This window comes from Psychrobacter immobilis (genome assembly GCF_904846065.1).
GTDB lineage: Bacteria > Pseudomonadota > Gammaproteobacteria > Pseudomonadales > Moraxellaceae > Psychrobacter > Psychrobacter immobilis_H.
Map to the genome: position 1 here is coordinate 237,410 of NZ_CAJGZV010000001.1, position 26,558 is coordinate 263,967.

The 26,558-nt window shown below is 37.0% G+C and carries 23 protein-coding genes and 1 pseudogene; 14 read left to right on the top strand and 10 right to left on the bottom strand.

Annotated features, from left to right (window positions below; genetic code table 11):
- Positions 1-100: 100 nt before the first annotated feature.
- The 5 genes from sucD to JMW64_RS01035 all read left to right on the top strand — a co-directional run bounded on the left by sucD (position 101) and on the right by JMW64_RS01035 (position 6,433).
- On the top strand, positions 101-976 hold the full coding sequence (sucD, locus tag JMW64_RS01015) for a succinate--CoA ligase subunit alpha (protein WP_201552372.1): 876 nt from the start codon (positions 101-103) through the stop codon (positions 974-976).
- 177 nt (positions 977-1,153) lie between these two features.
- The gene (locus tag JMW64_RS01020) at positions 1,154-2,383 is read left to right on the top strand and encodes a CDP-glycerol glycerophosphotransferase family protein (RefSeq protein WP_201552374.1); all 1,230 of its coding nucleotides are present in this window, start codon (positions 1,154-1,156) and stop codon (positions 2,381-2,383) included.
- 22 nt (positions 2,384-2,405) lie between these two features.
- Positions 2,406-3,782, top strand: coding sequence for a bifunctional cytidylyltransferase/SDR family oxidoreductase (locus JMW64_RS01025; protein WP_201552376.1), 1,377 nt, complete (start codon positions 2,406-2,408; stop codon positions 3,780-3,782).
- Between the two features lie 134 nt (positions 3,783-3,916).
- Positions 3,917-5,212, top strand: coding sequence for a glycosyltransferase family 2 protein (locus tag JMW64_RS01030; protein WP_201552378.1), 1,296 nt, complete (start codon positions 3,917-3,919; stop codon positions 5,210-5,212).
- Between the two features lie 75 nt (positions 5,213-5,287).
- Positions 5,288-6,433 carry a hypothetical protein gene (locus tag JMW64_RS01035; protein WP_201552380.1) on the top strand — a complete coding sequence of 382 codons (1,146 nt, stop codon included), beginning with the start codon at positions 5,288-5,290 and terminating at the stop codon, positions 6,431-6,433.
- A 47-nt stretch (positions 6,434-6,480) separates the two neighbouring features.
- Here the strand turns inward: JMW64_RS01035 and JMW64_RS01040 are convergent, their stop codons facing one another.
- A complete protein-coding gene (locus tag JMW64_RS01040) occupies positions 6,481-6,870 on the bottom strand; it encodes a capsular polysaccharide export protein, LipB/KpsS family (RefSeq protein WP_201552382.1) in 390 nt (129 codons plus the stop codon).
- A 450-nt stretch (positions 6,871-7,320) separates the two neighbouring features.
- Here JMW64_RS01040 and JMW64_RS01045 point away from each other — a divergent pair, with 450 nt between their 5' ends.
- The 4 genes from JMW64_RS01045 to JMW64_RS01060 all read left to right on the top strand — a co-directional run bounded on the left by JMW64_RS01045 (position 7,321) and on the right by JMW64_RS01060 (position 12,342).
- Positions 7,321-9,516 carry a glycosyltransferase family 2 protein gene (locus JMW64_RS01045; RefSeq protein WP_201552384.1) on the top strand — a complete coding sequence of 732 codons (2,196 nt, stop codon included), beginning with the start codon at positions 7,321-7,323 and terminating at the stop codon, positions 9,514-9,516.
- Positions 9,503-11,176, top strand: coding sequence for an AMP-binding protein (locus JMW64_RS01050; RefSeq protein WP_201552386.1), 1,674 nt, complete (start codon positions 9,503-9,505; stop codon positions 11,174-11,176). Before JMW64_RS01045 ends, JMW64_RS01050 begins: the two co-directional genes overlap by 14 nt.
- A 3-nt stretch (positions 11,177-11,179) precedes the next feature.
- Entirely contained in the window at positions 11,180-11,422 is a 243-nt protein-coding gene (locus JMW64_RS01055) for an acyl carrier protein (protein WP_201552388.1), read from the top strand.
- A 74-nt stretch (positions 11,423-11,496) separates the two neighbouring features.
- Positions 11,497-12,342: a hypothetical protein gene (locus JMW64_RS01060; RefSeq protein WP_201552390.1), complete on the top strand. Its 846-nt coding sequence runs from the start codon at positions 11,497-11,499 to the stop codon at positions 12,340-12,342.
- A gap of 5 nt (positions 12,343-12,347) precedes the next feature.
- On the opposite strand, the gene JMW64_RS01065 is transcribed toward JMW64_RS01060, so the two are convergent.
- The 8 genes and pseudogenes from JMW64_RS01065 to JMW64_RS01095 form a co-directional block, all read right to left on the bottom strand.
- On the bottom strand, positions 12,348-13,208 hold the full coding sequence (locus JMW64_RS01065) for a hypothetical protein (protein WP_201552392.1): 861 nt from the start codon (positions 13,206-13,208) through the stop codon (positions 12,348-12,350).
- Positions 13,209-13,381: 173 nt separating this feature from the next.
- Positions 13,382-14,410, bottom strand: coding sequence for an ATP-grasp fold amidoligase family protein (locus JMW64_RS01070; protein ID WP_201552394.1), 1,029 nt, complete (start codon positions 14,408-14,410; stop codon positions 13,382-13,384).
- Between the two features lie 2 nt (positions 14,411-14,412).
- Positions 14,413-15,501: a glycosyltransferase family 2 protein gene (locus tag JMW64_RS01075; protein WP_201552396.1), complete on the bottom strand. Its 1,089-nt coding sequence runs from the start codon at positions 15,499-15,501 to the stop codon at positions 14,413-14,415.
- Between the two features lie 3 nt (positions 15,502-15,504).
- Complete coding sequence (locus JMW64_RS01080) at positions 15,505-16,257, bottom strand: nucleotide sugar dehydrogenase (RefSeq protein WP_201554978.1); 753 nt, start codon at positions 16,255-16,257, stop codon at positions 15,505-15,507.
- On the bottom strand, positions 16,233-16,748 hold the full coding sequence (locus JMW64_RS13985; RefSeq protein ID WP_227694225.1) for an IS630 family transposase: 516 nt from the start codon (positions 16,746-16,748) through the stop codon (positions 16,233-16,235). The genes JMW64_RS01080 and JMW64_RS13985 overlap by 25 nt, the downstream gene beginning before the upstream one ends.
- Positions 16,732-17,070, bottom strand: coding sequence for an IS630 transposase-related protein (locus JMW64_RS13990; protein WP_227694015.1), 339 nt, complete (start codon positions 17,068-17,070; stop codon positions 16,732-16,734). The genes JMW64_RS13985 and JMW64_RS13990 overlap by 17 nt, the downstream gene beginning before the upstream one ends.
- A 61-nt stretch (positions 17,071-17,131) precedes the next feature.
- A pseudogene (locus tag JMW64_RS01090) lies at positions 17,132-17,668 on the bottom strand (nucleotide sugar dehydrogenase); the annotation flags it as partial.
- Positions 17,669-17,711: 43 nt separating this feature from the next.
- A complete protein-coding gene (locus JMW64_RS01095; RefSeq protein ID WP_201552400.1) occupies positions 17,712-18,701 on the bottom strand; it encodes a capsular polysaccharide export protein, LipB/KpsS family in 990 nt (329 codons plus the stop codon).
- 161 nt (positions 18,702-18,862) lie between these two features.
- On the opposite strand from JMW64_RS01095, the gene galE reads away from it, so the two are divergent.
- Genes galE through JMW64_RS01115 form a run of 4 tightly spaced genes read left to right on the top strand, consistent with a single transcriptional unit; the run spans position 18,863 to position 23,922 of the window.
- Positions 18,863-19,894 carry a UDP-glucose 4-epimerase GalE gene (gene galE, locus JMW64_RS01100; protein WP_201552402.1) on the top strand — a complete coding sequence of 344 codons (1,032 nt, stop codon included), beginning with the start codon at positions 18,863-18,865 and terminating at the stop codon, positions 19,892-19,894.
- A 52-nt stretch (positions 19,895-19,946) separates the two neighbouring features.
- Positions 19,947-20,831, top strand: coding sequence for a UTP--glucose-1-phosphate uridylyltransferase (locus JMW64_RS01105; protein WP_201552404.1), 885 nt, complete (start codon positions 19,947-19,949; stop codon positions 20,829-20,831).
- 3 nt (positions 20,832-20,834) lie between these two features.
- The gene (gene pgi, locus JMW64_RS01110) at positions 20,835-22,502 is read left to right on the top strand and encodes a glucose-6-phosphate isomerase (protein ID WP_201552406.1); all 1,668 of its coding nucleotides are present in this window, start codon (positions 20,835-20,837) and stop codon (positions 22,500-22,502) included.
- Positions 22,503-22,542: 40 nt separating this feature from the next.
- The gene (locus JMW64_RS01115; protein ID WP_201552408.1) at positions 22,543-23,922 is read left to right on the top strand and encodes a UDP-glucose/GDP-mannose dehydrogenase family protein; all 1,380 of its coding nucleotides are present in this window, start codon (positions 22,543-22,545) and stop codon (positions 23,920-23,922) included.
- 89 nt (positions 23,923-24,011) lie between these two features.
- Here the strand turns inward: JMW64_RS01115 and JMW64_RS01120 are convergent, their stop codons facing one another.
- Positions 24,012-25,499: a phosphohexomutase domain-containing protein gene (locus tag JMW64_RS01120; protein ID WP_227694017.1), complete on the bottom strand. Its 1,488-nt coding sequence runs from the start codon at positions 25,497-25,499 to the stop codon at positions 24,012-24,014.
- A 131-nt stretch (positions 25,500-25,630) separates the two neighbouring features.
- On the opposite strand from JMW64_RS01120, the gene mazG reads away from it, so the two are divergent.
- A complete protein-coding gene (gene mazG, locus JMW64_RS01125) occupies positions 25,631-26,512 on the top strand; it encodes a nucleoside triphosphate pyrophosphohydrolase (RefSeq protein ID WP_201552410.1) in 882 nt (293 codons plus the stop codon).
- The last annotated feature ends 46 nt before the right edge of the window (positions 26,513-26,558 follow it).

Consider the following 26,558-nt stretch of genomic DNA (forward strand, 5'->3'; position numbering starts at 1 on the left):
GCGTAATAGCAGCTTGTTGATATGAATTTATCATTAACATTTAATGGATAACATATCATCAAGTGGCTATTGCAAGACAACCGAATACAAGGAATAAATAATGAGTGTATTAATCGATAAAGATACCAAAGTATTGGTACAAGGTTTCACTGGTAAAAATGGTACGTTTCACTCTGAACAAGCGATTGAGTACGGTACTAAAGTCGTAGGCGGCGTAACGCCAGGTAAAGGCGGTCAAACGCATTTAGGCCTACCAGTATTCAACACGATGGCAGAAGCTATGGAAGCGACCCAAGCTGACGCTTCTGTTATCTATGTACCAGCACCATTCGTACTAGATTCTATCGTTGAAGCGGTAGATGCTGGTGTTAAATTGATTATCGTTATTACTGAAGGCGTGCCTACTTTAGACATGCTAAAAGCAAAACGTTATATCGAAGAAGCTGAAGGCGTACGCATGGTTGGTCCTAACTGCCCAGGTGTTATCACGCCAGGTCAGTGCAAAATTGGTATCATGCCAGGTCATATCCATTTGCCAGGTAAAGTGGGTATCATCTCACGCTCTGGTACATTGACCTATGAAGCCGTTGCTCAGACCACTAAGCTTGGTTTTGGTCAGTCAACTTGTATCGGTATCGGTGGTGATCCTATCCCTGGTATGAACCAAATTGATGCATTGAAACTGTTCCAAGAAGATCCACAAACTGAAGCGATCATCCTAATCGGTGAGATCGGTGGTACTGCTGAAGAAGAAGCTGCTGCTTATATCAAAGACCATGTGACTAAACCAGTCGTTGGTTACATCGCTGGTGTTACTGCTCCAGAAGGCAAGCGTATGGGTCATGCTGGCGCGATCATCTCTGGTGGTCAAGGTACTGCTGAAGAAAAATTCAAAGCCTTTGAAGATGCTGGTATCGCGTATACGCGTGACCCATCTAAGCTGGGTGATAAGCTAAAAGAAGTTACGGGTTGGTAGAATAGGCATAAGCCTACTAACTACCAAAACTATATTGAAAAAAATCAAAGACACCCCTACAATGGGGTGTTTTTTTGACTATATATTATTGAAAATAATAAGGTTTATACAAGTCTGTAATGAAAAGATATCTTTCAGTTTCTTATGAACAAAAATTAGCTATTTATAAGGTGGAAAATGAGTAAATTAACGAAGTTAATCAATAATCCTAAACTTTTCCTTAAAGATGCTGCTTTAAAAAAATTGGGCGCTCTACCTGATACTACTAATAAACCTAAACCTAAACCTAAACCTAAAGCTCTGAAGTATATTGACGTAAGTCATGTAAACTTTTACCAAGAAATATCTTTAATTATTCATTCGGGTGAACTTTTAGCGTCAGGCTCTAATCAGATAATACCTTGGGTACCAGTTTTTGTACAAGCTGATGTTAAGTTTGTATTGTTAGTAAGAAATGAAGCTTTTTTTGAATGGATAAAGAAAGAATATCCGTGGATGTCAATAGCTTTTGCGAGACGAGGGGTAGATGTAGAGGAAGTTTTAAACTTATTACCAGATGCGAAGACTATTTTTTATCCTTCAAGTACAGGTAACAATATACATTTGGTAAGATTTAATCATTTGCATCATGTGTTTATTGGACATGGAGATAGTGATAAAGCATCAAGTGCGCATAAAGCGCTCCGTTTATATGATGAAGTTTGGACGGCAGGGCAAGGACATATTGATCGTTTCGAAAATAGCGACTTCAACACTGCACATATTGATTTTGTTAAAGTAGGTCGTCCTAATTTGCGTAATATTTTGTCTCTTAGTCAAACATATTGGCAGCAGCGCATGGATAATAGAGTGCTATACCTACCTACTTGGGAAGGTGTATTGGAAGAAACAAATTATTCTTCTATTTCGTTTTCTGGAAAAATTATTCGTGAAGTGCAAAAGTGTTTAGACGTACCAGTGATGGTAAAATATCATCCCTTTACTGGAGGTCGCGATAGTAAGTTAAAAAATATAAACAAGATGACTGAGGAAGTCATTAATAAAGAATCCTTAAACGCTGTTGTGCTAGATGCTTCAGTAGAAATTAGCACAGTGATTCCTAGCAATAATATATTTATCTGTGATATTTCAGGTGTAATCACAGAATGTCTTGCCGCTGATTCTCCTATATTCGTCTATATTCCTATAGATAGAGAGATCAAAGTCGCTAATAGCAATATAAAATATGAAGATTATTGTTATACTTATTCTACTGTTGATGAGCTAGTAGAAAAAATGGCAAGGGTAACTTCTGGTGATGATTATTTAATGGAAGGTAGAAAAAAGGCTATTGATTATTTTATTGGTTATCAAGAAACATTAGATAATAAGTTTATGAAAAAACTGCAAGAAATATCTGTTGATTAATTGTTTACGCTAGGAAAGAGTTATGAGTAAAAATATAGCAGTAATTTTATCAGGGGGCTCAGGTTCTCGTTTTGGTGGAGCCTTACCCAAGCAGTTTACAAAGCTTGCTGGCAAAGCAGTTATAGAGTATACCATTGACGTTTTTGAACAAAGCGAATTTATAGATGAAATCCTAATTGTTGCTCAATCGGCTCATATAGAAAGAACTTTAGATCTCATAAAAAATAATAAATGGAAGAAGGTTTCTAGAGTTATTAGCGGTGGAGAAGAGCGATTCGATTCTACTTATTCTGCATTGACTGCACTAAAAGATAATGATGACTCTAGCAAGGTTCTGTTTCATGATGCTGTAAGACCATTAGTAACTCAGCAAATTATCAAAGATTGTATTGAAATGCTAGATAATTTTGATGCTATCGATGTGGTTATACCATCAGCAGATACACTAGTAGAGGTATACGATGATGGTTGTATCTCTAATATACCTAATCGCTCAATGATGAGACGTGGGCAAACGCCTCAAGGTTTTAAGTTGGGAAGCATCCAAGAAGCATATAAACGTGCAATCGAAAAAGGTAGAAAGCAATTTACTTGCGATTGTGGTGTTATTCGGGCAATGCTGCCGCATACTAGAGTAGCCACTGTCGCGGGTGATGACAGAAATATCAAAGTTACTTATCCAATGGACTTATTTATTGCAGAGAAGTTTTTGCAAGCAGGTAATGAAAAAGCTTTTATTTCCAATGACAGTTTAGAATTCTTGCGCGATAAAGTCATAGTTGTATTTGGTGGAACATCCGGAATAGGACTCGAAATTAATAATCTGGCACTTCTGAATGGTGCCACAGTTAAAGTCGCAAGTAGAAGCTATAATGGAGTAGATATTACTGACTTACAAGGTGTGAAAGATTTTTTAGAATCTGTTAATGGAGAGTATGGAAAAATTGATTATATCGTCAACACTGCTGGACTTCTTATAAAAAAACCCATCGATCTACTTGAGCTAGAAGAAATTTCATCTTTAATTAATATTAATTATGTAGGCGCAGTTAATATAGCTATAGCCAGTAAAGTCTACTTAAAAAAGAGCCGAGGTATGTTATTGAACTTTACTTCTAGTTCATATACTAGGGGTAGAGCTTTTTATGCTTTATATTCATCTACTAATGCGGCAATTGTGAATTTTACACAAGCTTTAGCTGAAGAATGGATAAATGATGGTATTAAGGTTAACTGTATTAACCCAGAACGTACAGCTACTCCTATGCGTACTGCAAACTTTGGTATTGAACCATTTGAGCTTTTATTAAATGCAGAACAGGTAGCTAGAGTTAGCTTGAAAGCATTGTTCTCTCAAAAAACAGGTATAGTAATTGATGTCCGAAAAGACGGGAGATAAAAAACCAAGTGGTTAATAAGTAAAATTGAGGTAAATAGTTTTAATCTAAAGACATATGCCTCAATGTTTTTTTCGTTTTATGTTAAAAATGATACTATTTAATAGTAAAAAATTACGGCGAGGGTTGAATTGTTATGGAGAAATACGACGTTAGTATTATAGTACCGGTATATAATAGAGAAAAAATCATAATACCTTGTATAGAGTCTATAAACGCACAAACTTATAATAAGTCAAAATGGGAAGTGATATTTGTAGATGATGCATCTACAGACAACTCTATACGTACTATAGAATCTCTGATCGATAAAAGTATAAACTATAGAATACTGAGACGTCCAATAGGATCAGGAAATGCTTCAGCACCTAGAAATGAAGGAATAAAAGCAAGTACAGCAAAATATGTTTTCTTCTTGGATTCTGACGATTATATAGATTCGCAACTTTTAGAAAATGGCATGGCCATAGCTTTAAAAAACGATAGCGATATGGTTTATGTTAAGTTAGGAGGAGCTAGAGGAACGAATAAAAGATCTTTTAGAAAAGCATTTGTAGATAATGCAGATATCCTAAATCACCATTTGATGAGATCTTTGAAGATATTTAAATTCCATAAAAATCTTATGTTGAAGGAAAATAAAATATTATTTAATCCGAATATTGATGTTTTTGAAGATATGCTATTTTCTTGTACATGTTTAGCTTTTTCAGAAAAATATTCTATATTAGCAGATAAAGAATACTACTTCTTAGAAAGCCACGACGATGGTCATTTGTCTCATGTAAAAATGAATCTATCAACAGTTATGGATATGTTTATTTCTGGTTTGAATAGTATTATTTTTTCAAGTAATTCAAATAAGTCTAAGTTATATAATGCATGGGTTGTTAAAATTGTAGAAAGGTTTAGGGTGGTTTGTAAAAAGAATAGTATAAACAATGAAGAATGTATCGAAATGTTTAAATTAACTTCTAGTTACTTCGGTATTCATAAAGATTTTTTTGATTTATCACAGATTTATGAAAATGAAAAAATGCTAACACTGCTTTTTTTAGCAGGGGATTTTAGAGAGTTTCATAAAATATCGAATGAATCAAAATTACTTAAAAATCTTCAGGTTACTTTTCAAGAAAAATTAAAACAAGAAGTCGGATTTAGTAAAGCTTGGATTTTTAAAAATAAAATTCAAGTTATAGACTTTGACTTGAAAAGAAATAAAATAGCCTTTGATATAGAAGTAAACGAGAAGAAAAACTCTTTACATGTTTGGGTTTTATCTAGAAATAACCCAGATTCATTAGAATTTTTAAGGAAAAATGCTATCAAAGTAGAAGGAAAGAAACTTCTTATATTTGATGGTATGTTAAACGAAAAAAACAAAGTCATAGCTTTGATTAAAGAATATGTAATTCAGATTAGTAATTCGTAATTTTAAAATATAGAGATAGTATTTTTTAACATAAAGAATACTAATAGATTTTAATAGATATTGGTGACGAATAGTATGAGCAAGAATCTTTATTATATTTATATAGATACTAAAATATTAGGAGCCGTGAAACAATTATTGAGTTATTTTCAGTCAGATATCTTCAATCGTAATGCTTGTATAAGTGTCTATATAAAATATTATAAAGAGAACTCAGAAGTAATTTCTGAAATGTTTGATGACAATGAAATTCGCTATAAATTTATCAAAAAATACTCAGACATAGCTTTTGAAAACAATAAAGTCGTCTTCTATCTCTTCAATGCTCAGTCTAACTGCCGAATGGTTGCGTTTAGAAACGTGTCTCACGTGTTTATAACCCATGGAGAAAGTAATAAAAAGTCATCCGTTAAACCTATAACTCGTATTTATGATCATGTAGTAACTTCAGGTCAAGTTGGTATAGATAGATACTTAAAGGCCGGTATATTTACTGAATATGATACAGAGAATAATAGAGTTATCAGGCTTGGTAATACGTTCGTTGGTCAGAACAACTATCGCTACGATGAAAACAGCCATGCATTACTATATGCTCCAACATGGGAAGGAGGAGTTCCAGATGAGAATTTCTCTTCTATCAATGATGGTATCGATAGACTACTACTAAAAGTTGTCAAAGATAAAAGTATTAAAAAGATTGTTATTCAGACTCACCCAAACCTAGGTCATAGAGATGAAAGTTACAAGCAATCGTTAAAAATAGTTTTATCAAAGCTGGTTAAGCAGAATTTCAGTGTTCTTGTTATAAAAAATAAAATATCTATAAGAGATCGAATACGGGCTTTTTATAGTGGTTTTAGATATATTACATCTAGTAAAGCAATCAGAGTATCTCATGCAATAACAGATATTTCCGCGATGGAAGTACAGCTTTTGGTTAAGAATATACCCACCTTAGTATTAGCAAATAAACTTAGATATAAAGAGTTAATCATTCCACATAAAATGAGTTCTTATTACTTAAATACCATGATTTATTTAGATAATAAAGGTAACAAGTCTATACGATTTTACAGTCCTAATACTATTTTGTCTTATATAGAGAGTTATGAAGAAGGTTCATTGGAAGAGTTAGGCTTTAAGCAAAGAGTTGAGTGGTTGTGTCGATTTGTTAATGAGCACAAAGTATCGCAAGCTAAGTTTCAAGAAAGTATCTAGTCAGTCTTTTAAGTGTTTGTCAGTTGCTTGGAATGTATTAGAAATTATTAAGTTAATAAACTCTGGCTGTAGAGGCAGTAGAGGCAGTAGAGGCAGTAGCATATATACAACAGGTCTTCTTGGCCGCATCCATGTTCCAGTTCGCCTTTTTTAATCCAACCATAATAAAAAGGTTGCCCTAATACGGTAACCTTTTTGCTTCTTAGTAATGCCTCAAATCCACCTAGTGACGTAATCGTATATACGTGATCGATTGTCTCTAACGTGTCGACCAAATGAATAGACTGGTTAAGGATTAGGCAATCTAGCTCAGTGAGGGCAATGACGACAGACGGATCATCAAGCGTCATTGGATGTGGTTTGACGATAATTTGTGCATCAGGGTTTTCTGTAATAGCCTGAGTGATTACATCAAATAGGGTAATTGCTACTTCCACATTACATCAGCATTGGCGGCAATCCTATCTCTGATATAAAACAGATTGATGTTTTAAGGTTTTTCCAAAATAACTTACAACTTAAGTTGTTGTGTTGATTGAACGAAATCGGTGTTATTTCTAAAGTAAAGGTAACTGTCTACATTAGTTATCACCTTAATAAGGTATCGGTGCTAAAGCTATAGAAGTTAAATCATACAGATCATGCTGACGCTATCATCTTTGGTGATCAATGCCCTCCCTGTAGAAAAGAGATTCATAGCTCTTTATGCTGTAAGGCATTGCTTATGTGAGTGTTCTAGGTAAAATAGATGATAAGCGCATAATACTTAAGATACACTATGTGATTTTTTGAAAAAATGCCATAAATAGTAATTAAAACTGTGTTGAAAACAAATAAATATATACTTACAATGGGGTATATTTCTAATCTCCTTAGGATCTAAAGTCATGTCAGATGATCGAAATGAAATTGATAAAATTAAAACTATGTTAGCTGAGCTAAATAAACGAGTAGAAAGTACAATAGACGTACCTCAAAAATCTAAGTCTTTAGTAGAGTATGGAGTTGAATCTGAACAATATTTAAGACCATATGAATTAGAAGATAAAGTAGCAGTAGTAAATAAACATAATCAAAGTTTACAAAAAGAAGTTGAAATATTGAAAGAGGAAAAAGGTAGATTAAAAATCGAGAATAACAATAATACTGAGAAACTAAAAAAATATGTAAAGCAAATACAGGATTATGAAAAAAGAAACAGAAAATTTTTCGAGCTCTACTCGTTAGATAAAGAGGAAATATTCAAGTATCGGTTACTAATTGAGAAGTTGCAACAAGAAATAATTTCCTTAGAAGGAGTTGTTGAAAAACAGGAAAAGCGATATGAAAATTTAAAAAATCAATTTTCTTATAAACTTGGTAATAGACTAGTCGGTATGAGAAAGTCTAAAGATATACTAAAGCTTCCAAAAATATTACTAGACGACTATATAACAGTAAAGTCTAAGATAAAGCAAACTTCTACAGATATAAGTATCCGTGATAAGACTAGATTGCCACAGCTACTTTATAATGGCAGCAGAGAGTATACAGTTTTTAATAGTAGTGTAACTTTACCTCTTAAAAGCAGATTGAGTACTGTTGTTTTTAACCAAGGTTTCAGTGATTCTTTAGACCTCCAGTTGTATGGTGTCAAACCATCTGCTTCAGTAGATATTGAATTAACTATTCGTACTTATCAAGGTGATTGTACATTTAGAGTCATGCCAGATTTCAAATACTTACATCATCTTTCATCTGATGAAACTATGACGATCAACGTAACAATAAATGATGATCAAGCTCATAATTTTTTGCAGATACATAGCGCAAATGGGACTATGGAAATATCTTTTAAGAAAAAACGCGGAGTTCCATCTTTTATCCATCTCTTTCGAGTAGAACATCATAATGATATTGTGTTGGATACAGATTTAAATAATGTTAAAGAAGTGTCTAAGTATGATTTGACAATTCCTAAGCTCAAGAAAAAAGGTTCATTATTTAGAGAGGCAGTAGATATACAAAAAGAATATGGCTTTGAGACTGCAAGGAATTTTTTAAAAAAATACACTACTGAAGAACAGAAGAGTACTATCAATATTTTTTATGCTAACAATGAATTGAATAATAAAATAAGATGGTTAGATTATATTAATAAATATATCACAGATCATGGCATGCATCCTATTGAACTAACAGATAATAATAAAGAAAGATTTTACTGTATTACTAGTCCAGTAAGTTATAGGATAGAAGATCCTACAAAAATATCTGTTATTATGCCTGCATATAATGCTGAAAAAACGATTCAACTTTCTATAAATTCGATTCTGAATCAGACTTGGCAGAATTTAGAATTGATCGTCATTAACGATTGTAGTGCTGATCGTACCTCTGAAATTATTAAGAAAATATCTTTGATCGATTCTAGAGTTAAGTTTATAAATAACCCCTATAATGTAGGAGCATATGTTTCTAAAAACCTAGGTTTAAAAATCGCTACAGGTGACTACATTACTGGGCATGATGCTGATGACTGGGCATACCCACAACGTCTTGAACAACATATGCAGCTTATTAGGTCTGAGGAACAACCACCTCGAGCTAGTAATACACGCATGATCAGGATGGAAGAAAATGGTTATTTACCTTTATATCCCTTTGGGGCATTTTGTCATGATGGTGTTATGAGAGTCGCTTCTATCACTTGTATGTTTGAAGCAAACTTCTTACGTGATACTTTAGGAGGTTGGGATTGTTCCAGGTTCGGCGCTGATAGTGAAATTATCAATCGCTGTAAAATGGTTATTGGTGATGAATTTAAAAATTATAAGTCGTTGAGTATGATTTGTTTAGATGAGCCTACCAGTTTGACTAACCATCCTATACACGGTGTCTCTAAGACTTCGGGCATATCTCCTACTAGAAAGTTTTATAAAGAACAATGGACGGAATGGCATAAAAATATAGATAAAGATAATGTGTATTTAGAATTTCCTCATTTGGAAAGAAAGTTTGAAGTTCCTGAAGGTACAGAGATTCCTGAAGAAAATATACTGAGGGCTATTCATAATGTAGAAAGCCATAATGAGAGTAAATAAAAATATGAACAATCTATACCATTACATCCAGATGCACGCAGATAACCTGTCAGGTAAACCTGCAATCGTATTTAAAGATACTACTGTAAGTTATAGTCAACTTGATGGTTTTACTCAGAAGGTACGAAATTGGGTAGAGGAACAAAATATAGAGAAAGGCCGTATAGGTTTTATTTTTCTACCGCAGACACCTCAGGCCATTATGTGGTTTTTCGGGTTAATGTCTGCGGGTATCGTTCCTTCTTTGATGCCATTACCAAGCCATAAACAAGATGAAAAAAAGTACTGGGAAAGTCACCAACAGCTAATTGAATTAACAAATCCATCGTTGGTTGTGACTACATCTGAATGGTTATCTGCCTTTGAAGATATTACAGAAAATATTGAATGTACAGTTCATGATAACGAATTACTAGATTCTTATACGCCAAATGAAAGTATTGAAGATACTAGAGGTGAAATTGCATTTTTGCAGCACAGCTCAGGTACTACAGGTCTAAAAAAAGGGGTGGCATTATCTCATACAGCGGTCATCGACCAAATTGAGTCTTACTCTCAGTCATTGTTTGCCACTTCTGATGATGTTGTTGTGTCTTGGTTACCGATATACCATGACATGGGGTTGATTGCTTGTACAATTATGCCCTTAGTGTTGGGTCAGACTATTGTCCTTTTAGATCCTTTTGAGTGGGTAAGTAAGCCTATCAGTCTCTTACAGGCTATTACGGACAATCATGGAACGCTAGTTTGGTTGCCTAACTTTGGTTTTGAACATTTACGAAGAACGATCAAATCTAAGAAATTTATTGGATTGGATTTATCTTCGGTAAGAGCCTTTATAAACTGCTCTGAACCTTGCAAAGCCGAGACTTTCCATAGATTCACCGATCATTTTAATGAGGTTGGAGTCACATTAGAAAAGTTACAAGTATGTTATGCAATGGCTGAAACAGTATATGCCGTTACCCAGACAAAAGTCGGTGAGGTAGCGAGCAAGATATGGGTAGACGATAAAGCTTTACTGGATAATAAGGTACAACTAACAACGGCTGAAAATGGTGTGCAACTGCTAAGTTGTGGGAAAGTCATAGATGGTTGCCAGGTAACTATTTTACACCCTGATTCCAATAAAACCGCAGATTCTGACCAATTTGGTGAAATAGTGATTTCTGGTCGTTTCTTGTTCAATGGCTATTATCATCGTCCTGAAAAGACAGAAGAGGTATTTGATGGTACATCATATCGTACTCGTGACTTAGGATTCATACATGCAGGTGAGCTTTATGTATTAGGTCGGCAAGACGATTTAATTATTAGCAATGGCCGAAACTATTTTGCTCATGAAATTGAACAGCATGTTAATGCATTGTCAGACATTAAGGCTGGTCGTAATGTAGCATTAGGTATCTATAATGATCAAATTGGAAGCAATGAGATATATTTAGTTCAAGAGCGTTTTCAAGATCAGTCTGTCGATGATAAGTTAGAAAAAGAGATAGTAAAGATAATACGCCAAACTGTCCAAGATAATATGGGTTTATTATTACGTGATGTGATTTTAGTAGAGCCTTCATGGTTACATAAAAGTAGTAGTGGTAAAATAAGTCGTAATTTAAATAAAAGTAAATTATTAACCTTTTTAAATAAGCATAAGGAATAAGTTATGAAACAAGAAGAAGTCATGCAATTAGTGAGTAATGCTATTGAAGATACATTTATGGTAGATGCCAGTGAGATAACTGGCGATACTGTGGCAATGGATATTTCTGGCTGGGACTCCTTGTCACATACTATTTTATTATCGAATATAGAAGATGCTATAGATCAAACATTAGCTATCGATGATTTAAATTTTAATAATGTTGGGGAATTAGTAGATATTATAACAGCACAGTTAAATAGTTAGATTTTGAACTATAAATTAACAAGTATTTTTGTAAGAAAAGTAAAAAAACAGACTCTTTTTAAAAGTGATTCTTTATGGCGACCTTTCCGTATTCAAAATTTCAGCATATCGACGATATAGTTTTAAAAGAAGATATCGTAAGCGACTTTTCTGTAGAAGTGCAAGGACTTAAACTAGAATGTAGGTTAAATCAGAAAGTAAAAAATGATTATCTAATAGTAACACCTAATGGGGCCGTTAATAGAAAAACGGCTGAATTACCTGTTTTTGCTCGTTGGAATTGGCACGGTATATTTAATAGCAGTATATTAGCAATCTCTGATCCAACACTTTATTTAGACGATAACTTACCTATTGGATGGTTCGCTGGTACTAAATATCAAAAAATTAGCGCATTTGTTGCAGATGCAGTTCTCAAAGTAGCAAGCTTGCTAGATATACCACCGAATCGTATTATCTTTTGGGGTAGTTCTGCTGGTGGTTATGCTAGTATTTTACTTGCCGCACAAATTGATGGTGCAAACTTTATAAGTGCAAATGGACAGACTCAAATAATAAATTACTATAAGGGACATATTGAGTCTTATAGGCAACTATTTGATAGTAACGCTACTGCTGAAAGCTTAGCCAAGAATTATCCAAAACAGTGGTCCGCAATTACTGCCCTCCAATCATCTTATGATAAGAAAAAGATAACATGCGGAGTCATTGTTCAAAATACTGTTGATACAAAGCATTATAATGAGCATTACATACCGTTCTGCGAGTATTTTCATCTGCCAATAGAAGGTGGGATCAATGATAAGTTAAATTTACATAGCTTAGTATTTACCCATGAAAAAGGACATGGGCCTGAACCTGCAGAAATAGCTAAGAAGTTAGTTGAGGAATATTTGCCTAAAATTCTGAAAGAGAAATAATCAGTCTATTCGGAACTTGCTGCATCGATTATAGCTTTGCCCCAGCCTTTATATGGGGAAAATATAGGGAGACTGCCGTCAAACTCAACTGATTGGCTGCTCTCCCATACTAAAACACCATCAGCGTTTAATTTTTTTAAATAATTTAAACGTTGCTTCATATCTTTTTCAGAAAGCTGTTTTATGATAAATCCACTCGAGTTATCTTTTCTTCGTGCTACTTTATAGATAGGAGATATATAAGGAATTATTTTATGCGTAGTCTTATATTTTTGAGTTTCTTTAAATGCAAAATCAGCTGAGATTTTCCATTTCTCAAAATCATCTCCATCATAGTTATATAGTATAGGACTTAATACTGTAGTTAATGAAGCAATATTTGCATATTTACTGTTAAGTTCAACGTATTTTCGATTTTTGAAATTACCACCTGCTGTATTTTGGGGCAATAAACCATATACTCCAACAAGGTCATCGCCATTGTTTTTTTGATATAAGGTTAAAGTTTTTTCTACTGTAGGTAGTATGGTTTCGGGCTTCATTTTATTACCAATTTCTATATCAAATGATATTAAAGTATCCGAGTTTTCCCGCGATAATTTTGCTACTTTTTCGATCTTGATAGGATCCGGTTTGTCTTGGGTAAACATATCTTTTGGATAGATAACAAATGCTTTTTTAGTACCAAAATTTGTAAGGTAATCATCTAAGTTTTTGGTCCGATGTAATTCACCTTTTTCTAAGTAATATTTCCAAGGAACAAATGTATATACATCGAAACAATAAACTTTGGAGCTGATCATCGACAATAGAAATACAACTGCTAATTTATTTAAATGAAAAGTAGAAAATATATATTTGTCCATAATAATACCTTTGGTGATTGGTATTCTTGTTTGCGTTCAGAAGTATTTAGCTATCAATCATTTTATTTAAGTCAAATAGGAGATAGATTTTTATAATACGATTATATTTCAAAATAAAAATATATTTTTATTAGCGGTAATCATCTTGATGACCGAACCATTAATAGTTAAATCTATGTTTCATAGAAACTCAAATAGTTCGAGAAACTCTTCCCATATAATAAATCCTTAAATAGTCTAGCTTCTGCTTCACAAAAAAGCGCTCCCAAGTTCTCATCTAATTCTGGACTATACTCTGGAAAATAACGACCGGGATGAGGTGTTAGTTCCCCTAAATAGTAGCCATCTGCACCTTTATAAAAATCAATACGCATAAAAGGTGCAGGAATATTTAGAGATATCTTCTTTGCATACTCTAATACTTGAGGTTCAAACCCCGTTCCTTCAAACCATGGTTGATTACTATGCTCGCTTTCAAGAATACTACCGTCTTTATCATACCAACATTGATATGCTTTATCCGTTCTCTTGACTTCTAAAACAGTACCCACTACTCCATAGTACATATACACTTTAATATCATGAGCGGCTTTATTGTCTTGATTCAGAATAAGAGCTTCAGTCTGCCAAAGGCTTTGAATATCCCTACCTAATATTTCTTTTTTAAAATCATCTAGATTATTAAACGTGTAATTTGTCTTAATCTCCAAAATACTGTTGTCGCTATAATAAAAGAAAACATTTTCGGAAGAGGAGCCAAATGAGGGCTTAATAACGATAAACTCAGTAAAATTAATATCTTCAAACTTACATTCGCTTTGAAGTAATTCTGGAGTAGGGACATCTAATGATTGTGCGAACTGTTGATCAATTTTCTTATTATTATTCCAAGGAGATATGTCACAATTTATCTCACTGAGATGTTGTTTAGACCACATATATTCTACTTGTCTTGCCACATGAGAGTAATGAGGAGGTAGAGACATGTAAGGTACAATATAAGCCTGTTTAATTTCCCTTAAAGGAATGATTTCGTAAACCTTTTTTAAGCTTTCTATATATTCTTGGCTGTCTCGTCCATATATTAGTGCCACTCTATCTAGAGTCAATCTTATATGTTCTTGAAGAGCTTCAAACTGCTTAATGTTTATATCAAGCTGCGATAGAGCATTGGTGAATAACTTAGATGATTTATCAGTCATGATTATATTAACTCTCTCGTAGGGGAGTAACCATACTTATCGAACCCGGAATTTTTAGCAGTGGTGAGAGAGTCCTTTCTAAGTAAACCAATCGCTAAAGGGAGCTTAATATAGAAAATTGAGCTTTCTCCGTACTTTGAGATAATCTTATTTAGTAATATCTTATCTGACTCAATCCTTCGTTGATCATCAAAACCCCCTAATTCTTCTAACACTTTTCTACGAATCATCAGTGAAGAAAAGTTGAGTCTGAGTAAAGGATAGTTCTGTCGGCTACTGGGTAGGCCTTTATCATCTACTCTAAAAAATTTAGAGAAATTTGCTACAGTATTAGGATTATCATTTAGTTGTAATAGTTGCCGTGCTAAGCGTTCTGGATGCGACCAATCATCTGAGTCTTGAAACGTTATAAACTCGCCAGACGAATGTTGTATACCAATATTCCTAGCATTATATGTGCCACGATTTACGTTAAGTTCAATAACTTTTATAGATGAATATTTTTTGAGTAGCTCTACAGTATTATCAGTACTAGCATCATCTATGACAATTATTTCGATACTATCAATTGATTGATTTAGCAAAGAATCTATACAGTTTTCTACAAAAGCTTCAGAATTATAGCTAGTGACTATAATGCTTACTTTTTGAGGATTATGAATTTTTTTTAAATGTTTACTATTATTTCCAATCATTAGTTTGTTTTTTTTAACTAAATTGATAGATTGTAACCCATATTGACGGTAAAAATTATAAATTAGAAATCTTGCAAGTAGCGGTTTGTTTCGCATAAGTGCAATTTTTATAGCAATAAGTGTGTCAGCTTTATTATAAAAACGTAGAGGAGGAACATCTCCAGAGGCTATTCTCAAAGTATCTTTGAATGGTTTAGGAATATCATTTCTTTGATTAGATAGCTTTAGAGTTAATTCAGGATAAACATAACCTATTCTATACAGAAGTTGAAGAGCATCCTTTCTTTTCAGATCAGCAACAAAGTTAGTCTGTAGCAGACTCTCAACTAAAGAGTCTGCACTAGAGTATTGCTGAGCTTGAACATACTGCTCAAACCCTTTTAAAATTTCACTCATGTATTACAAACGCCATTCTGGATTTACTAATGCACCTTTAACATCGATTACTAATTTAGGTTTAGTGCAAAAACTATCTATCTTGTCGTCTTCACCAACAAACTCTGAGTGGTTAACAGCCACAATAACAGCGTCAAAGCTATTCTCTTGAATATCTTTATAATCGACATTATTGACATTTAAGCTATTCCAGTCTTCTTCAGTGACCCAAGGATCACAATAAGTCATTTTTACACCGTATTTCTCCAGCTCAATACCAATATCCGTTACTTTTGTATTCCTTACATCAGGACAATTTTCTTTAAAAGTGACTCCCAACAATAAAATACATGCATCTTTGATATTTTTTCCATGAGAGATAAGTTTTTTGATCGTTTGTTCAGCAACAAACTTGCTCATAGAGTTGTTAATTGCACGAGATGTTAAGATTAAATTGGGGTTTAACCCCAAAGAAGATGCTTTATGAGCTAAATAATATGGATCTACGCCAATACAGTGGCCACCTACTAGTCCTGGCATAAGTTTGATAAAGTTCCATTTAGTAGCAGCAGCTTCTATTACTTCATGAGTATCTATACCGACCTCGTTAAAGATAAGAGCAAGCTCATTTATCAAAGCAATGTTAACATCACGTTGAGTGTTTTCAATCACTTTAGATGCTTCAGCAACCTTGATAGATGAGGCTTTAAATGTGCCTGCAGTAATTACTGAGTTATAGAGTTCATCTATAGTCAGCTTAATATAAAATCGATACAGCCCATATCATGAAACAGTTTAGGTAGATTATTCTCCATCCATCCTTGGCGTAGAAATTTAGCCTGTGCCCACTTTTTCTCGATAGGGTTCAGATCAGGGCTGTAGGGTGGTAAAAATAAAAGGCGATGGCCGTGTCTATTAAGCAGCTTTTGTACTCGTTTATGAAAGCTTGCGTTATCCATTACGATTACGCACTTGGTTTTTAGGCTCGGTATTAGCGTGTACTTGCACCAGTTATAGAATACATCTCCATTGATGTTTTTTTCGAAGTAATCAAGTGCAAATAGTACTCTTTCGTACAGGGCACCAATGACGTTGGTACGTTTTTTACCTTGCCAGTTGTAGCGATCGATACAAGGCTTACCTATCGGAGCATAGCCATAAGGCCTGATGGTCTCATGCTCAAAGCCACTTTCATCCATATAAACAATGGGATAGCCTTGAATTATATAATCACTCAAGTGATTGAGATACTTAGCTCTTTTTTCCAGACAGGCTTTTGGATGCTCTAGTGTCTTTTTTTTGGCTGATGTTTAATCGTTTTAAAGCATGATGAATGCCGGTTTTACTACAGCCCAGACGATTTGCGCGCTCATATTGATAGTCATCAGGATACGCTTTGACATCCTGAAGCAAAGCGTCATCAGGTATTTTAGTCGGGGCTTTATCTCGCCCTTTCTTAGGCTCTAAGTTCTGTCTCCAGCTATGTATAGTACTGGTGCTAAGCGTGTAAAAAGCAGCAGCTTCTCTAACAGTCAGACCATTATCGATGCTAGAAAGAACCTGTTTACGATAGTCGATTGAATAAGTCATGGTTTATCTAAATAGTTGATTAGTTTTTATGTGTTGTATCGGTTTTATCTGAACTCTACTATACTATATCTGTATAATAAGAATTTGAACCTGAAGTCACTTTTAATATGTTTTCTACTGTGCGCAATTTATCACCTGGATTGATACGTTCAGGAGAATAGCCAACACCAAAATCTGTATTTAACCTTAAATTAGATTTTTCTAGTTCAGGAATGCAAACCTCTTCTGTAGCACCTGGGTAGACTGTTGATTCATATATAACAATATCATCTGGTTTAATAATCTCACTCAACATCTGCGAAGCTTTAACCAATGGGGACAAATCTGGTAGATTATTATCATCAATTGGTGTTGGTACGGTAATAATAAATACGTTTGCTTTTTCTAGCTTACTGGTTTCAGACGTAAAAGTAAGGTTGGAAGTGTTTTCTAAGTATTCGCTACTTACTTCTCTAGTCTTGTCTATATTATTGGATAGCTCGCTGATACGTGTTTCATTTATATCGAAACCTATGACCTCATATTTTTTTGCAAAAGCACAAGCTAATGGTAAGCCGACATAACCTAGTCCTATGATCGCAATTTTTTTAGAATTCATTGAATAGCCTTTTGATATCAGTTAATTAAATGATAGTATTTCGTTATTTAAGAAGTAAATCGAAATTATAAATATAGTAACAGATATGAAATAACTGAGAAAGTGAGACTATGTTTGATTTTGCAGCATTCTTACAGAATTGTGTATAGAAAGGTCGCCCTAATACGGTAACCTTTTTGCCTCTTAGTAGCGCCTCAAACCCACCCAAAGACGTAATCGTATAAACATGATCGATGGTCTCTAACGCGTCGACCAAATGAATAGACTGGGTGAGTATAAGACACTCTAACTCAGCGAGTGCAGTAACGATAGACGGATCATCAAGCGTCATTGGGTGTGGCTTAACGATAATCTGTGCATCAAGATTTTCTTTGATTGCCTTATTAACCACATCAAGCAGCGTAATGCCAATACCACCACCATATTTCAACGAATCATCATGTGGCACTTGGCCTAGTACCAAAATACGCTTTTCATTCTTAATTCCATATATGGGTACGACATCGACATAAGGCTGATGATTGTATTTACTCACGCGATGTGAGACGTAATAATCTAGCATCTCTTGTGCTAGTGTCTCATCATAGCCATCCTGTTCAAAGTCAAAGTTTGCTATGAGATCAGTCAAATCGTTTGGACGCGTGGTATCGAAGTAGGGTGCTTGACTGTCCATCACGATAGATAGTGGCGGCGCACCACTTTCATCATCAGGGCCTGAACGGATAAAGCCATCCTCTAAAAAGAAGATATCTAGTTCTTGCTCGCGTATATAGTCAATAAAATAATCAGGTGCTTTATAACCCCAGATATAAATAACCGGATTAACACACTGAATAAAAGGCTTCAGCCATTTATCAAAATAATGTTGGTCAAAGTGACGTTGTATCTGAATATGAGATTCTTCAAACACCCAATCGCCCACCATGTCACGCCATGGCAGCATACCGACGACTAACGCTAAACGCTGTTCTGTTTGACGATAATGTTTATAATAACCTAATAATAGTGGTTGGATGTAAGCGTTAATTTTCATAATATAATGGCTGGCTTAGATTAATAGCGAGAGAGCAGTTATGTATGATTGGAGCATTTACGTTGGCAATATTTTGTTGTTCCCAGTATAGTTGCATTTATAAGTAAAAACGAATGGCTACTTCGAAAAATAATTGCTTCGAAAAACAATGGGAGGATATTATGAAAAATAAAATATTAGTCACAGGCGGTGCAGGATATATCGGCTCGCACACTTGTATAGCCTTACATCAAGCAGGCTATGACGTCGTAGTATACGACAATCTATCCAATAGTAGCCGCGAAGCGGTAAATCGTGTCTCTAGTCTTATCGGTCAGCCCATTGACTTTGTAGAAGGTGATATCCGTGATATGGAATTACTAAGACAGGTATTTTCTGACAATCAATTCTTCGGCGTCATTCATTTTGCAGGTCTTAAAGCCGTTGGAGAATCGGTTGCGCAACCTCTAAAGTATTACGACAACAACGTTAGTGGCACGATTGCTTTATTAGAAGTCATGGCAGAGTACGATGTTAAGAATCTTGTTTTCTCTTCATCTGCGACTGTTTATGGTGACCCCGAATCGCTGCCTATTGACGAGAGCTCAAAGCGTTCTTGTACCAATCCTTATGGACAAAGCAAACTGACGGTCGAGCATATCTTAGAAGATCTTGCTGTATCGGATAAAAGCTGGAACCTGATTCCTCTAAGATACTTTAATCCGGTAGGTGCACATCCTTCAGGGCAGATTGGCGAAGACCCTAATGATATCCCAAATAATTTAATGCCTTATATCTCTCAAGTAGCCGTCGGTAAACTATCTAAGCTCAGTATCTTTGGTAATGACTATCCAACCATCGATGGGACTGGTGTCCGTGATTTTATTCATGTCACTGACTTAGCTATAGGTCATGTAGCTGCGCTAAGTTATTTAGAGCAGCAAGCAGTTCCAGTAGGATTTTTACCAATTAATCTTGGTACGGGTAAAGGGACTTCTGTTTTAGAGCTAGTAGCAGCATTTTCCAAAGTGTCGAAGCAGAACATTCCTTATCAGTTTGTTAGCCGCCGAGCAGGTGATATCGCCAGCTGCTATGCCAGTGCTGATAAAGCACGAGATCTATTAGGATGGCAAGCAAAACTCTCTATCACTGATATGTGCCAAGATAGCTGGCGCTGGCAAAGCATGAATCCCAATGGTTATAATCTAGCTTAGTTTTTATAAAATATCTTTTCTTTTAATCTTCCTTTAATACAGTTTAAAAATTATGAAAAAAATTACTCACGCCGTTATTCCTGTTGCTGGCTTTGGCACACGTATGTTGCCATTGTCTAAATCAGTGCCAAAAGAACTATTGCCATTAGGTAATCGCCCAGCCATTCATTATGTGGTTGAAGAGGCGATTGCTGCTGGTATTAAGCATATTGTATTGGTCGGTCATGCGCAAAAAAGCGCCATTGAAAACTACTTCGATATCAATGCTGAACTGGACAACCAGTTGCGTCATAAAGGTAAAGATAAGCTAGCCGATAGCTTAAATTGGTTACCAGACGATGTGACGATATCTATGATACGGCAAGGTAAACCGTTAGGTTTGGGACATGCGGTACTGGCGGCTCGCCCCATTATTGGTGAGCATGATTTTGCCGTATTATTGCCCGACGTGGTACTTGATCCTTTTACGGGCGATATGGCTGCTGATAACTTAGCCTTTATGATTGATACCTTTGCTACAGATAGCCATTCACAGATATTGGTTGATAAAGTCGCTGATGAAAATGTGCATAAATATGGTATCGCCAAACTGAATGAAGCGTTTAGTGAGGTGAGCAAGGAAGATGATGAAGCAGACATAAATGCCAGCTTTAAAGTCGCGGGATTTGTAGAAAAACCCAGTTTAGCCGATGCACCTTCTAAGTTAGCAGTCGTTGGTCGTTATGTCTTTAGCAATCATATCTTTGATTATTTGGCAAATACCAAAGCCTCGGTCGGTGGTGAAATTCAACTGACGGATGCTATCGATGCCTTGATTAGCGAATATGGGGTTAATGTCACGACCATGCGCGGCGACAGCTATGATGCCGGTGATATGCGCTCATATATGCAAGCATTTATTTATTTTGCCGAGCAGCAATTAGCAGAAGATGAATAGCTGATGGATGAGCTAAAGGGCAATAGCACTTATAACAGTGCTCGTAACTCTACCTACTGGCAGCAACTACAAATGCTAGCGAAGCAGCCGTGGTCACTGGCAGCCTTGTTTGCACAAGATGACAGTCGTGCAACGCGCTTTAGTATGCAAGCTGGCGCGCTATATATGGACTATAGCAAGCAGTGTATCGATGAGCAGGTGCTGGCAAGTCTGTTGCAGCTAGCAGAAAGTTGTGAATTGTCCAAACGAATTGTTGCACTTATGCAAGGCGCGATGGTGAACACTAGTGAAGAGCGTGCTGCTTTGCATACGGCGTTACGTTTACCTGCTACGGTAAAGTTACAAGTGGGCGAGCAAGAAGTGGTTGCCGATGTCCATCAGAGCCTTTGTCAAGTCGAGCGTTTATCTGAACGTGTGCGTAGTGGTACGTGGCGCGGATTTTCTGGCAAGGCGATTACCGATGTGGTGAATATCGGCGTCGGTGGTTCTGATCTTGGGCCACTGATGGCGGCTACCGCGCTTGACGAGTGGGCAGATACGAATATTGAGGTGCATTTCGTGTCTAACATGGACGGTACCCAACTCGATAACTTGCTCAAGCACCTAAATCCTGAAACTACCTTGTTTATTATTTCGTCCAAATCCTTTGGTACCGTTGATACGTTGTCCAATGCTAAAACCGCATTATCATGGTTACTTGCCACTGCGGAATTGCGTGCTGGCACTGAAGACAGTGTGTTACGCCGCCACTTTATTGGTATCTCTGCTAATAATGAAAAAATGAGCGCTTGGGGAATTCATCCTGAGCATCAGCTACAGCTTTGGGAATGGGTTGGCGGGCGCTTTTCTTTATGGTCAGCGATTGGATTGGCTATCGCGATTCGCATTGGTATGGATGGGTTTAAAGAATTGTTAAGCGGCGCTCATAGTATGGATGAGCACTTTGCCCAAGCGGATTTTGCAGAAAACTTACCTGTTTTGTTGGGGCTACTGGCTGTTTGGAACAGTACCTTTTTACAGGTGAATGCTCACACTGTATTGCCCTATGATGGTCGTCTTAGCTATTTACCCAGTTATTTAACCCAGCTTGAAATGGAGAGTAATGGTAAGTCGGTTACTCAATATGGCGAGTGTATTGATTATAATACTTGCCCGATTTTATGGGGTGAGATTGGCTCTAATGCTCAGCATGCCTTTTATCAGCTGCTACATCAAGGGACGCAGCAAGTGTCTTGTGATTTTATCGCTTGCGTCGGGCGTTATAGTGATAAGGTTGAAAATGCACCATTGCAACAGCAGCATGAGTTGTCATTAGCCAACTGTCTGGCACAAAGCCGCGTACTGGCTTTTGGTAATGCCGCGCTCCAAACGTCTGAGGTTCAAGTAGCTTCTGCCGCTGATAAATACAAATATTACCGTGGCAATCAGCCATCAACCACGCTACTTATCGACGAGCTAACGCCGCATAGTTTGGGATCACTGATTGCGCTTTATGAACATAAAGTCTATGTCATGGCCAGCATTTGGGATATTAATCCATTTGACCAATGGGGCGTTGAGATGGGTAAGCAGATGGCAGAATCCGTTCATTATGCCATGCAGAAAGCAGGTGAGAGCCAATTTGACAGCTCCACAAACCAGCTGTTAAAACACATTCAGCAGTTGTCTTGATCGTTTTGCTACTAAGTCGATAATCATTAAAGGTGAACGCATGAGCGCTGATTTTATAAACCAACCTACCTCTCAATATAAATATGAATCTACGACCCAAAGCAGCAACCATAATGAGGTTTGTGTGCTTATTGGTCATAGTATTGAAGCGGTTACCAGTGCGGTGGTGCTGGCAAGTCTAGGTCAGCGCGTGCATTTGTATGCAGATAGTGAACTATTGACACAGCAAATACAGCAATATGGCTTTGAGCATCATTTGCAAGCACTGTGGCAGATGTATGAGCAGCAACAATACATTATCAGTCACGCTCTACCTGAGAGTGCAGATGAGCTTATACAGCGCTATGAGGCGATGAGTGTTATTGATGAACAAAAAACAGTGTCGCTATATTGGTTGTTTTTGGAAAGTATCAAGCCAGTATGGGCAGAAGCCAATTGGATTACCGCATTCAACCACAGTCATCAGCAGTCGTTACCCGTGATTATAAGCGGCATTGAGAAATTAGGGGTTGTCGCAGCACTGGCTCAGCGTTTGCAGCGCGCGTGGGTCTACTATGTGCCGTTTGTATTCTTGCAAGACGGCGATGCCTATAGCTCAATGTTAAATCCTTCACTGTGGTTGCTTGGTGAAAAAACAGCCAATAGTAGCCAGCATCTAGAAGTATTGAAGCCGTTAATGCAGCATGCGCGTGCCGCTCATCACGCTGATATCGCAACGATAGAGTTTGCCCGTAGCAGTATCATGGCGATGCTGGCGACGCGAGTGAGTTTTATGAATGAGATGTCACGCTTGGCGGACAGTCAACAGGTTGATATCAAACAAGTCAGCCGTATCATGGGGCTAGACGCGCGCGTTGGTAGCAGCTATCTACAAGCGGGCTGGGGCTTTGGTGGTAATACCTTGCCGACTGAGTTGGCTAAGCTACAGCAGTCCAGCCAAACGCACAGTTTAGATATGCCGCTGTTGCAGTCAGTCATGCACATCAACGAAGACCAAAAAGAGCTGATATTTCGCAAATTCTGGCAGTATTTTGATGGCTTTATTGACAATAAAACCGTGATAATTTGGGGTGGTAGTTATAAAGCAGGCTCAGGACGTACCGCAAGTTCAGCCATACATCCATTACTAGCATTGCTGTGGTCTTATAATATTCGTACTTTGGTCTATAGCGATAAAGCACAAGATGAGCTTGCCGCGCTTTATCAGCAGCAACCACTACTTGAATTAATTGCTGACCCTTATGGTCAAATCGATGATGCTCAGGCTATTTTTATTATCAGTTGGTCGCCACGAGATCAGCTAGATATTGCCAAAATTAATCAGCAAGCGATGCCAGTATTTGATGCGCAAAATGCAATGACACGCTCGCAGATAAATAGTTTAGTGGGTGACTATTTGGGTATTGGGCGTGCTAAATAGCGCTATTCAAGTTTTTCTGTTGCTAAAAAAGCTCGTTGATAATTATCAGCGAGCTTTTTTGATTTTTAGTCGAAATTGTCCGTATTCATTCACGCTGGTACAGCACCTTGGCTAGCAAGCCATTGCTGGATCTCTTGTATTTTGACTTTGAGCAAATCTTCGTTACCGCGACTTTCAATATTTAACCTGATCAGTGGTTCTGTATTTGAGGCGCGAAGATTAAATCGCCATTCGCCAAAGTTTAAACTCAAACCATCAAGCGTCGATTTGGTCGGACTTTCGCTGCTAAATTTTTCTTCAATAGCACTAATAATCGTTGGAGCATCATGGGTGGTAAGACGGAAATTAAGCTCACCTGAGCTTGGATAGGCTTTAATATAACTGCTGACCAATTCTGACAAGGTTTTACCAGTGATAGATAGTAGCTCAATCGTTAGCAGCCAAGGAATCATGCCGCTATCGCAATAGAAAAAGTCACGAAAATAGTGGTGGGCAGACATCTCGCCGCCATAAACAGCGCCAGAGTCACGCATGACTTGTTTTATAAATGAATGTCCAGATTTACTGATAACAGCCTTACCGTTATGTTCTCTAATTACTGCTTCAGTATTATAAATCACCCGCGGATCGTAGACGATTGACTCATTTGGGTATTTATTCAAAAATGCCTGGGCAAGCATCCCAACGATATAGCTACCTTCAATAAATTCACCTTGTTCATCGAATAAAAAGCAGCGATCAAAATCGCCATCAAAGGCAATACCAAGGTCTGCTTTATTTTCCAAAACGGCTTGCTGAGTCGCGACTCTGTTGGCTTCAATCATTGGATTGGGGATACCATTGGGGAAGCTGCCATCAGGAGTGTGATGCAATTTAATCACTTCAATGGGCGCACCAGCTTGTGCAAGCTGATCAATTAATAAATCAACCACAGGGCCCGCACTGCCATTGCCTGAGTTAATAACCAGTTTAAGCGGTTTTAATTTATCAGTATCTATAAAGCTGATGACGTGATTAATATAAACACTTTTATCGTCTAATAACTGCAGTTTTCCTAATTCATTTACGATGGTAAATTGCCCAGATTCTGCCAATGCTTGAATCTCTGCTAAACCATCATCAGCACTGATCGGTTTTGAGTGTTCCTTGACCAATTTTAAGCCATTATAATTAATCGGATTATGACTGGCAGTGACTTCGATGCCGCCTAATGCTTGATAATGACTGGTGGCAAAGTATACTTCTTCCGTACCTGTCATGCCCAAGTCAATCACGTCGATACCGGCATCTAGCATACCTTTGATGGTCGCTTGTTTTAACTGTTCGCTTGAATGGCGAATATCGCTACCGATAACGATGGCAGGTTTTAGATTTACCATATCATTGTCATGAGCCTCAACCGCCGCACCATAACGCTGAAATAAAATCTGTGCAAAAGCACGACCAATACGGTAAGCAATGGCTTCGTTTAGATTTACCCCAAGCTCGCCGCGAATATCATAAGCTTTAAATGAATCAATAAGAATGGGATTAAATGCAGTTTCTGGCTGATAACGAATGGTCGCAGACGTAGACATAATGATAAAATTCCTTGCGCGTGTGCAGTGGTAAAATAATAAAATAGATAGCACAATTATAAGCCAATCAAGGTTCAATGATACACTAACTGCTAAATTGAACGATAAGCAAAAATATAAGAGCCTCCCTTATGAATACTCTCGACAATAAAATAGTAGCGCCTACGCCAGCACAAGGAACGCCAACTGCTAGTGGTGAATTAGACGATTTATTGGCGTTGATGGCACGGCTACGTGTTGACTGTCCGTGGGATAAAAAACAAACCAATCACAGCCTAATTCCCTATGCGATTGAAGAAGTCTATGAGTTAGGCGAAGCGGTACAAAGCGATGACGATGAGGATATCAAAGGCGAGCTAGGCGATGTGCTGCTGCAAGTGGTGTTTCATTGTCAGATGTATGCGGAGCAGGGTCGCTTTGATATGAGCGATGTCATTAACACTTTACAAGAAAAGCTCATTCGTCGTCATCCGCATGTATTTGAGGCTGAAACCCTTGAAGATGACACGGCGGTAAAAGCTCGTTGGGATGAGATTAAAGTGGAAGAGCAGCAAGCGCGCGAGGCACGAGGCAAACCAAAACGTCGTTTAGACAATACCAAGGCGGGCAGTGCGCTCATGCAAGCGCAAGATGTGCAAAAACAGGCGTCAAAGTTAGGGTTTGACTGGGAAGGCGTCGCAGGGGCAGTAGATAAGTTAGATGAAGAGATTGCCGAGTTAAAGGCCGAATTGATAGATAAATCAAAAGATGCTGCTGAATATAACACAAGCAAAGCCAATATTAGCGATATTGAAAAAGAGCTGGGTGATTGTATGTTTGCGCTCGTCAATGTCGCCCGTAAACTCAATCTTGATGCAGAAGCAGCCACCTTAACGTGTGTGCATAAATTTAAATCACGTTTTGGTTATATTGAAGCGCAGTTAGCTGCGGCTGGCAAGCGTTTAGAAGACAGCGATATAACAGAGTTGGATGCGTTATGGGAAGCAGCGAAACAACATGAACGATCGTCATGAACGCTTATCATAAGGCCTCGTTTGTTAGCTTGGTCAATATGACTGT

Coding starts and splice junctions, on each gene's coding strand:
- JMW64_RS01020 (WP_201552374.1), top strand. CDS start 1,154: ATGAGTAAATTAACGAAGTTAATCAATAATCCTAAACTTTTCCTTAAA.
- JMW64_RS01025 (WP_201552376.1), top strand. CDS start 2,406: ATGAGTAAAAATATAGCAGTAATTTTATCAGGGGGCTCAGGTTCTCGT.
- JMW64_RS01115 (WP_201552408.1), top strand. CDS start 22,543: ATGAGCGCTGATTTTATAAACCAACCTACCTCTCAATATAAATATGAA.
- JMW64_RS01070 (WP_201552394.1), bottom strand. CDS start 14,410: ATGACTGATAAATCATCTAAGTTATTCACCAATGCTCTATCGCAGCTT.
- JMW64_RS13990 (WP_227694015.1), bottom strand. CDS start 17,070: ATGACTTATTCAATCGACTATCGTAAACAGGTTCTTTCTAGCATCGAT.
- JMW64_RS01055 (WP_201552388.1), top strand. CDS start 11,180: ATGAAACAAGAAGAAGTCATGCAATTAGTGAGTAATGCTATTGAAGAT.
- pgi (WP_201552406.1), top strand. CDS start 20,835: ATGGATGAGCTAAAGGGCAATAGCACTTATAACAGTGCTCGTAACTCT.
- JMW64_RS01045 (WP_201552384.1), top strand. CDS start 7,321: ATGTCAGATGATCGAAATGAAATTGATAAAATTAAAACTATGTTAGCT.
- JMW64_RS01060 (WP_201552390.1), top strand. CDS start 11,497: ATGGCGACCTTTCCGTATTCAAAATTTCAGCATATCGACGATATAGTT.
- JMW64_RS01065 (WP_201552392.1), bottom strand. CDS start 13,208: ATGGACAAATATATATTTTCTACTTTTCATTTAAATAAATTAGCAGTT.
- JMW64_RS01120 (WP_227694017.1), bottom strand. CDS start 25,499: ATGTCTACGTCTGCGACCATTCGTTATCAGCCAGAAACTGCATTTAAT.
- JMW64_RS01095 (WP_201552400.1), bottom strand. CDS start 18,701: ATGAAAATTAACGCTTACATCCAACCACTATTATTAGGTTATTATAAA.
- mazG (WP_201552410.1), top strand. CDS start 25,631: ATGAATACTCTCGACAATAAAATAGTAGCGCCTACGCCAGCACAAGGA.
- JMW64_RS01030 (WP_201552378.1), top strand. CDS start 3,917: ATGGAGAAATACGACGTTAGTATTATAGTACCGGTATATAATAGAGAA.
- sucD (WP_201552372.1), top strand. CDS start 101: ATGAGTGTATTAATCGATAAAGATACCAAAGTATTGGTACAAGGTTTC.
- JMW64_RS01035 (WP_201552380.1), top strand. CDS start 5,288: ATGAGCAAGAATCTTTATTATATTTATATAGATACTAAAATATTAGGA.
- galE (WP_201552402.1), top strand. CDS start 18,863: ATGAAAAATAAAATATTAGTCACAGGCGGTGCAGGATATATCGGCTCG.
- JMW64_RS01105 (WP_201552404.1), top strand. CDS start 19,947: ATGAAAAAAATTACTCACGCCGTTATTCCTGTTGCTGGCTTTGGCACA.
- JMW64_RS01075 (WP_201552396.1), bottom strand. CDS start 15,501: ATGAGTGAAATTTTAAAAGGGTTTGAGCAGTATGTTCAAGCTCAGCAA.
- JMW64_RS01050 (WP_201552386.1), top strand. CDS start 9,503: ATGAGAGTAAATAAAAATATGAACAATCTATACCATTACATCCAGATG.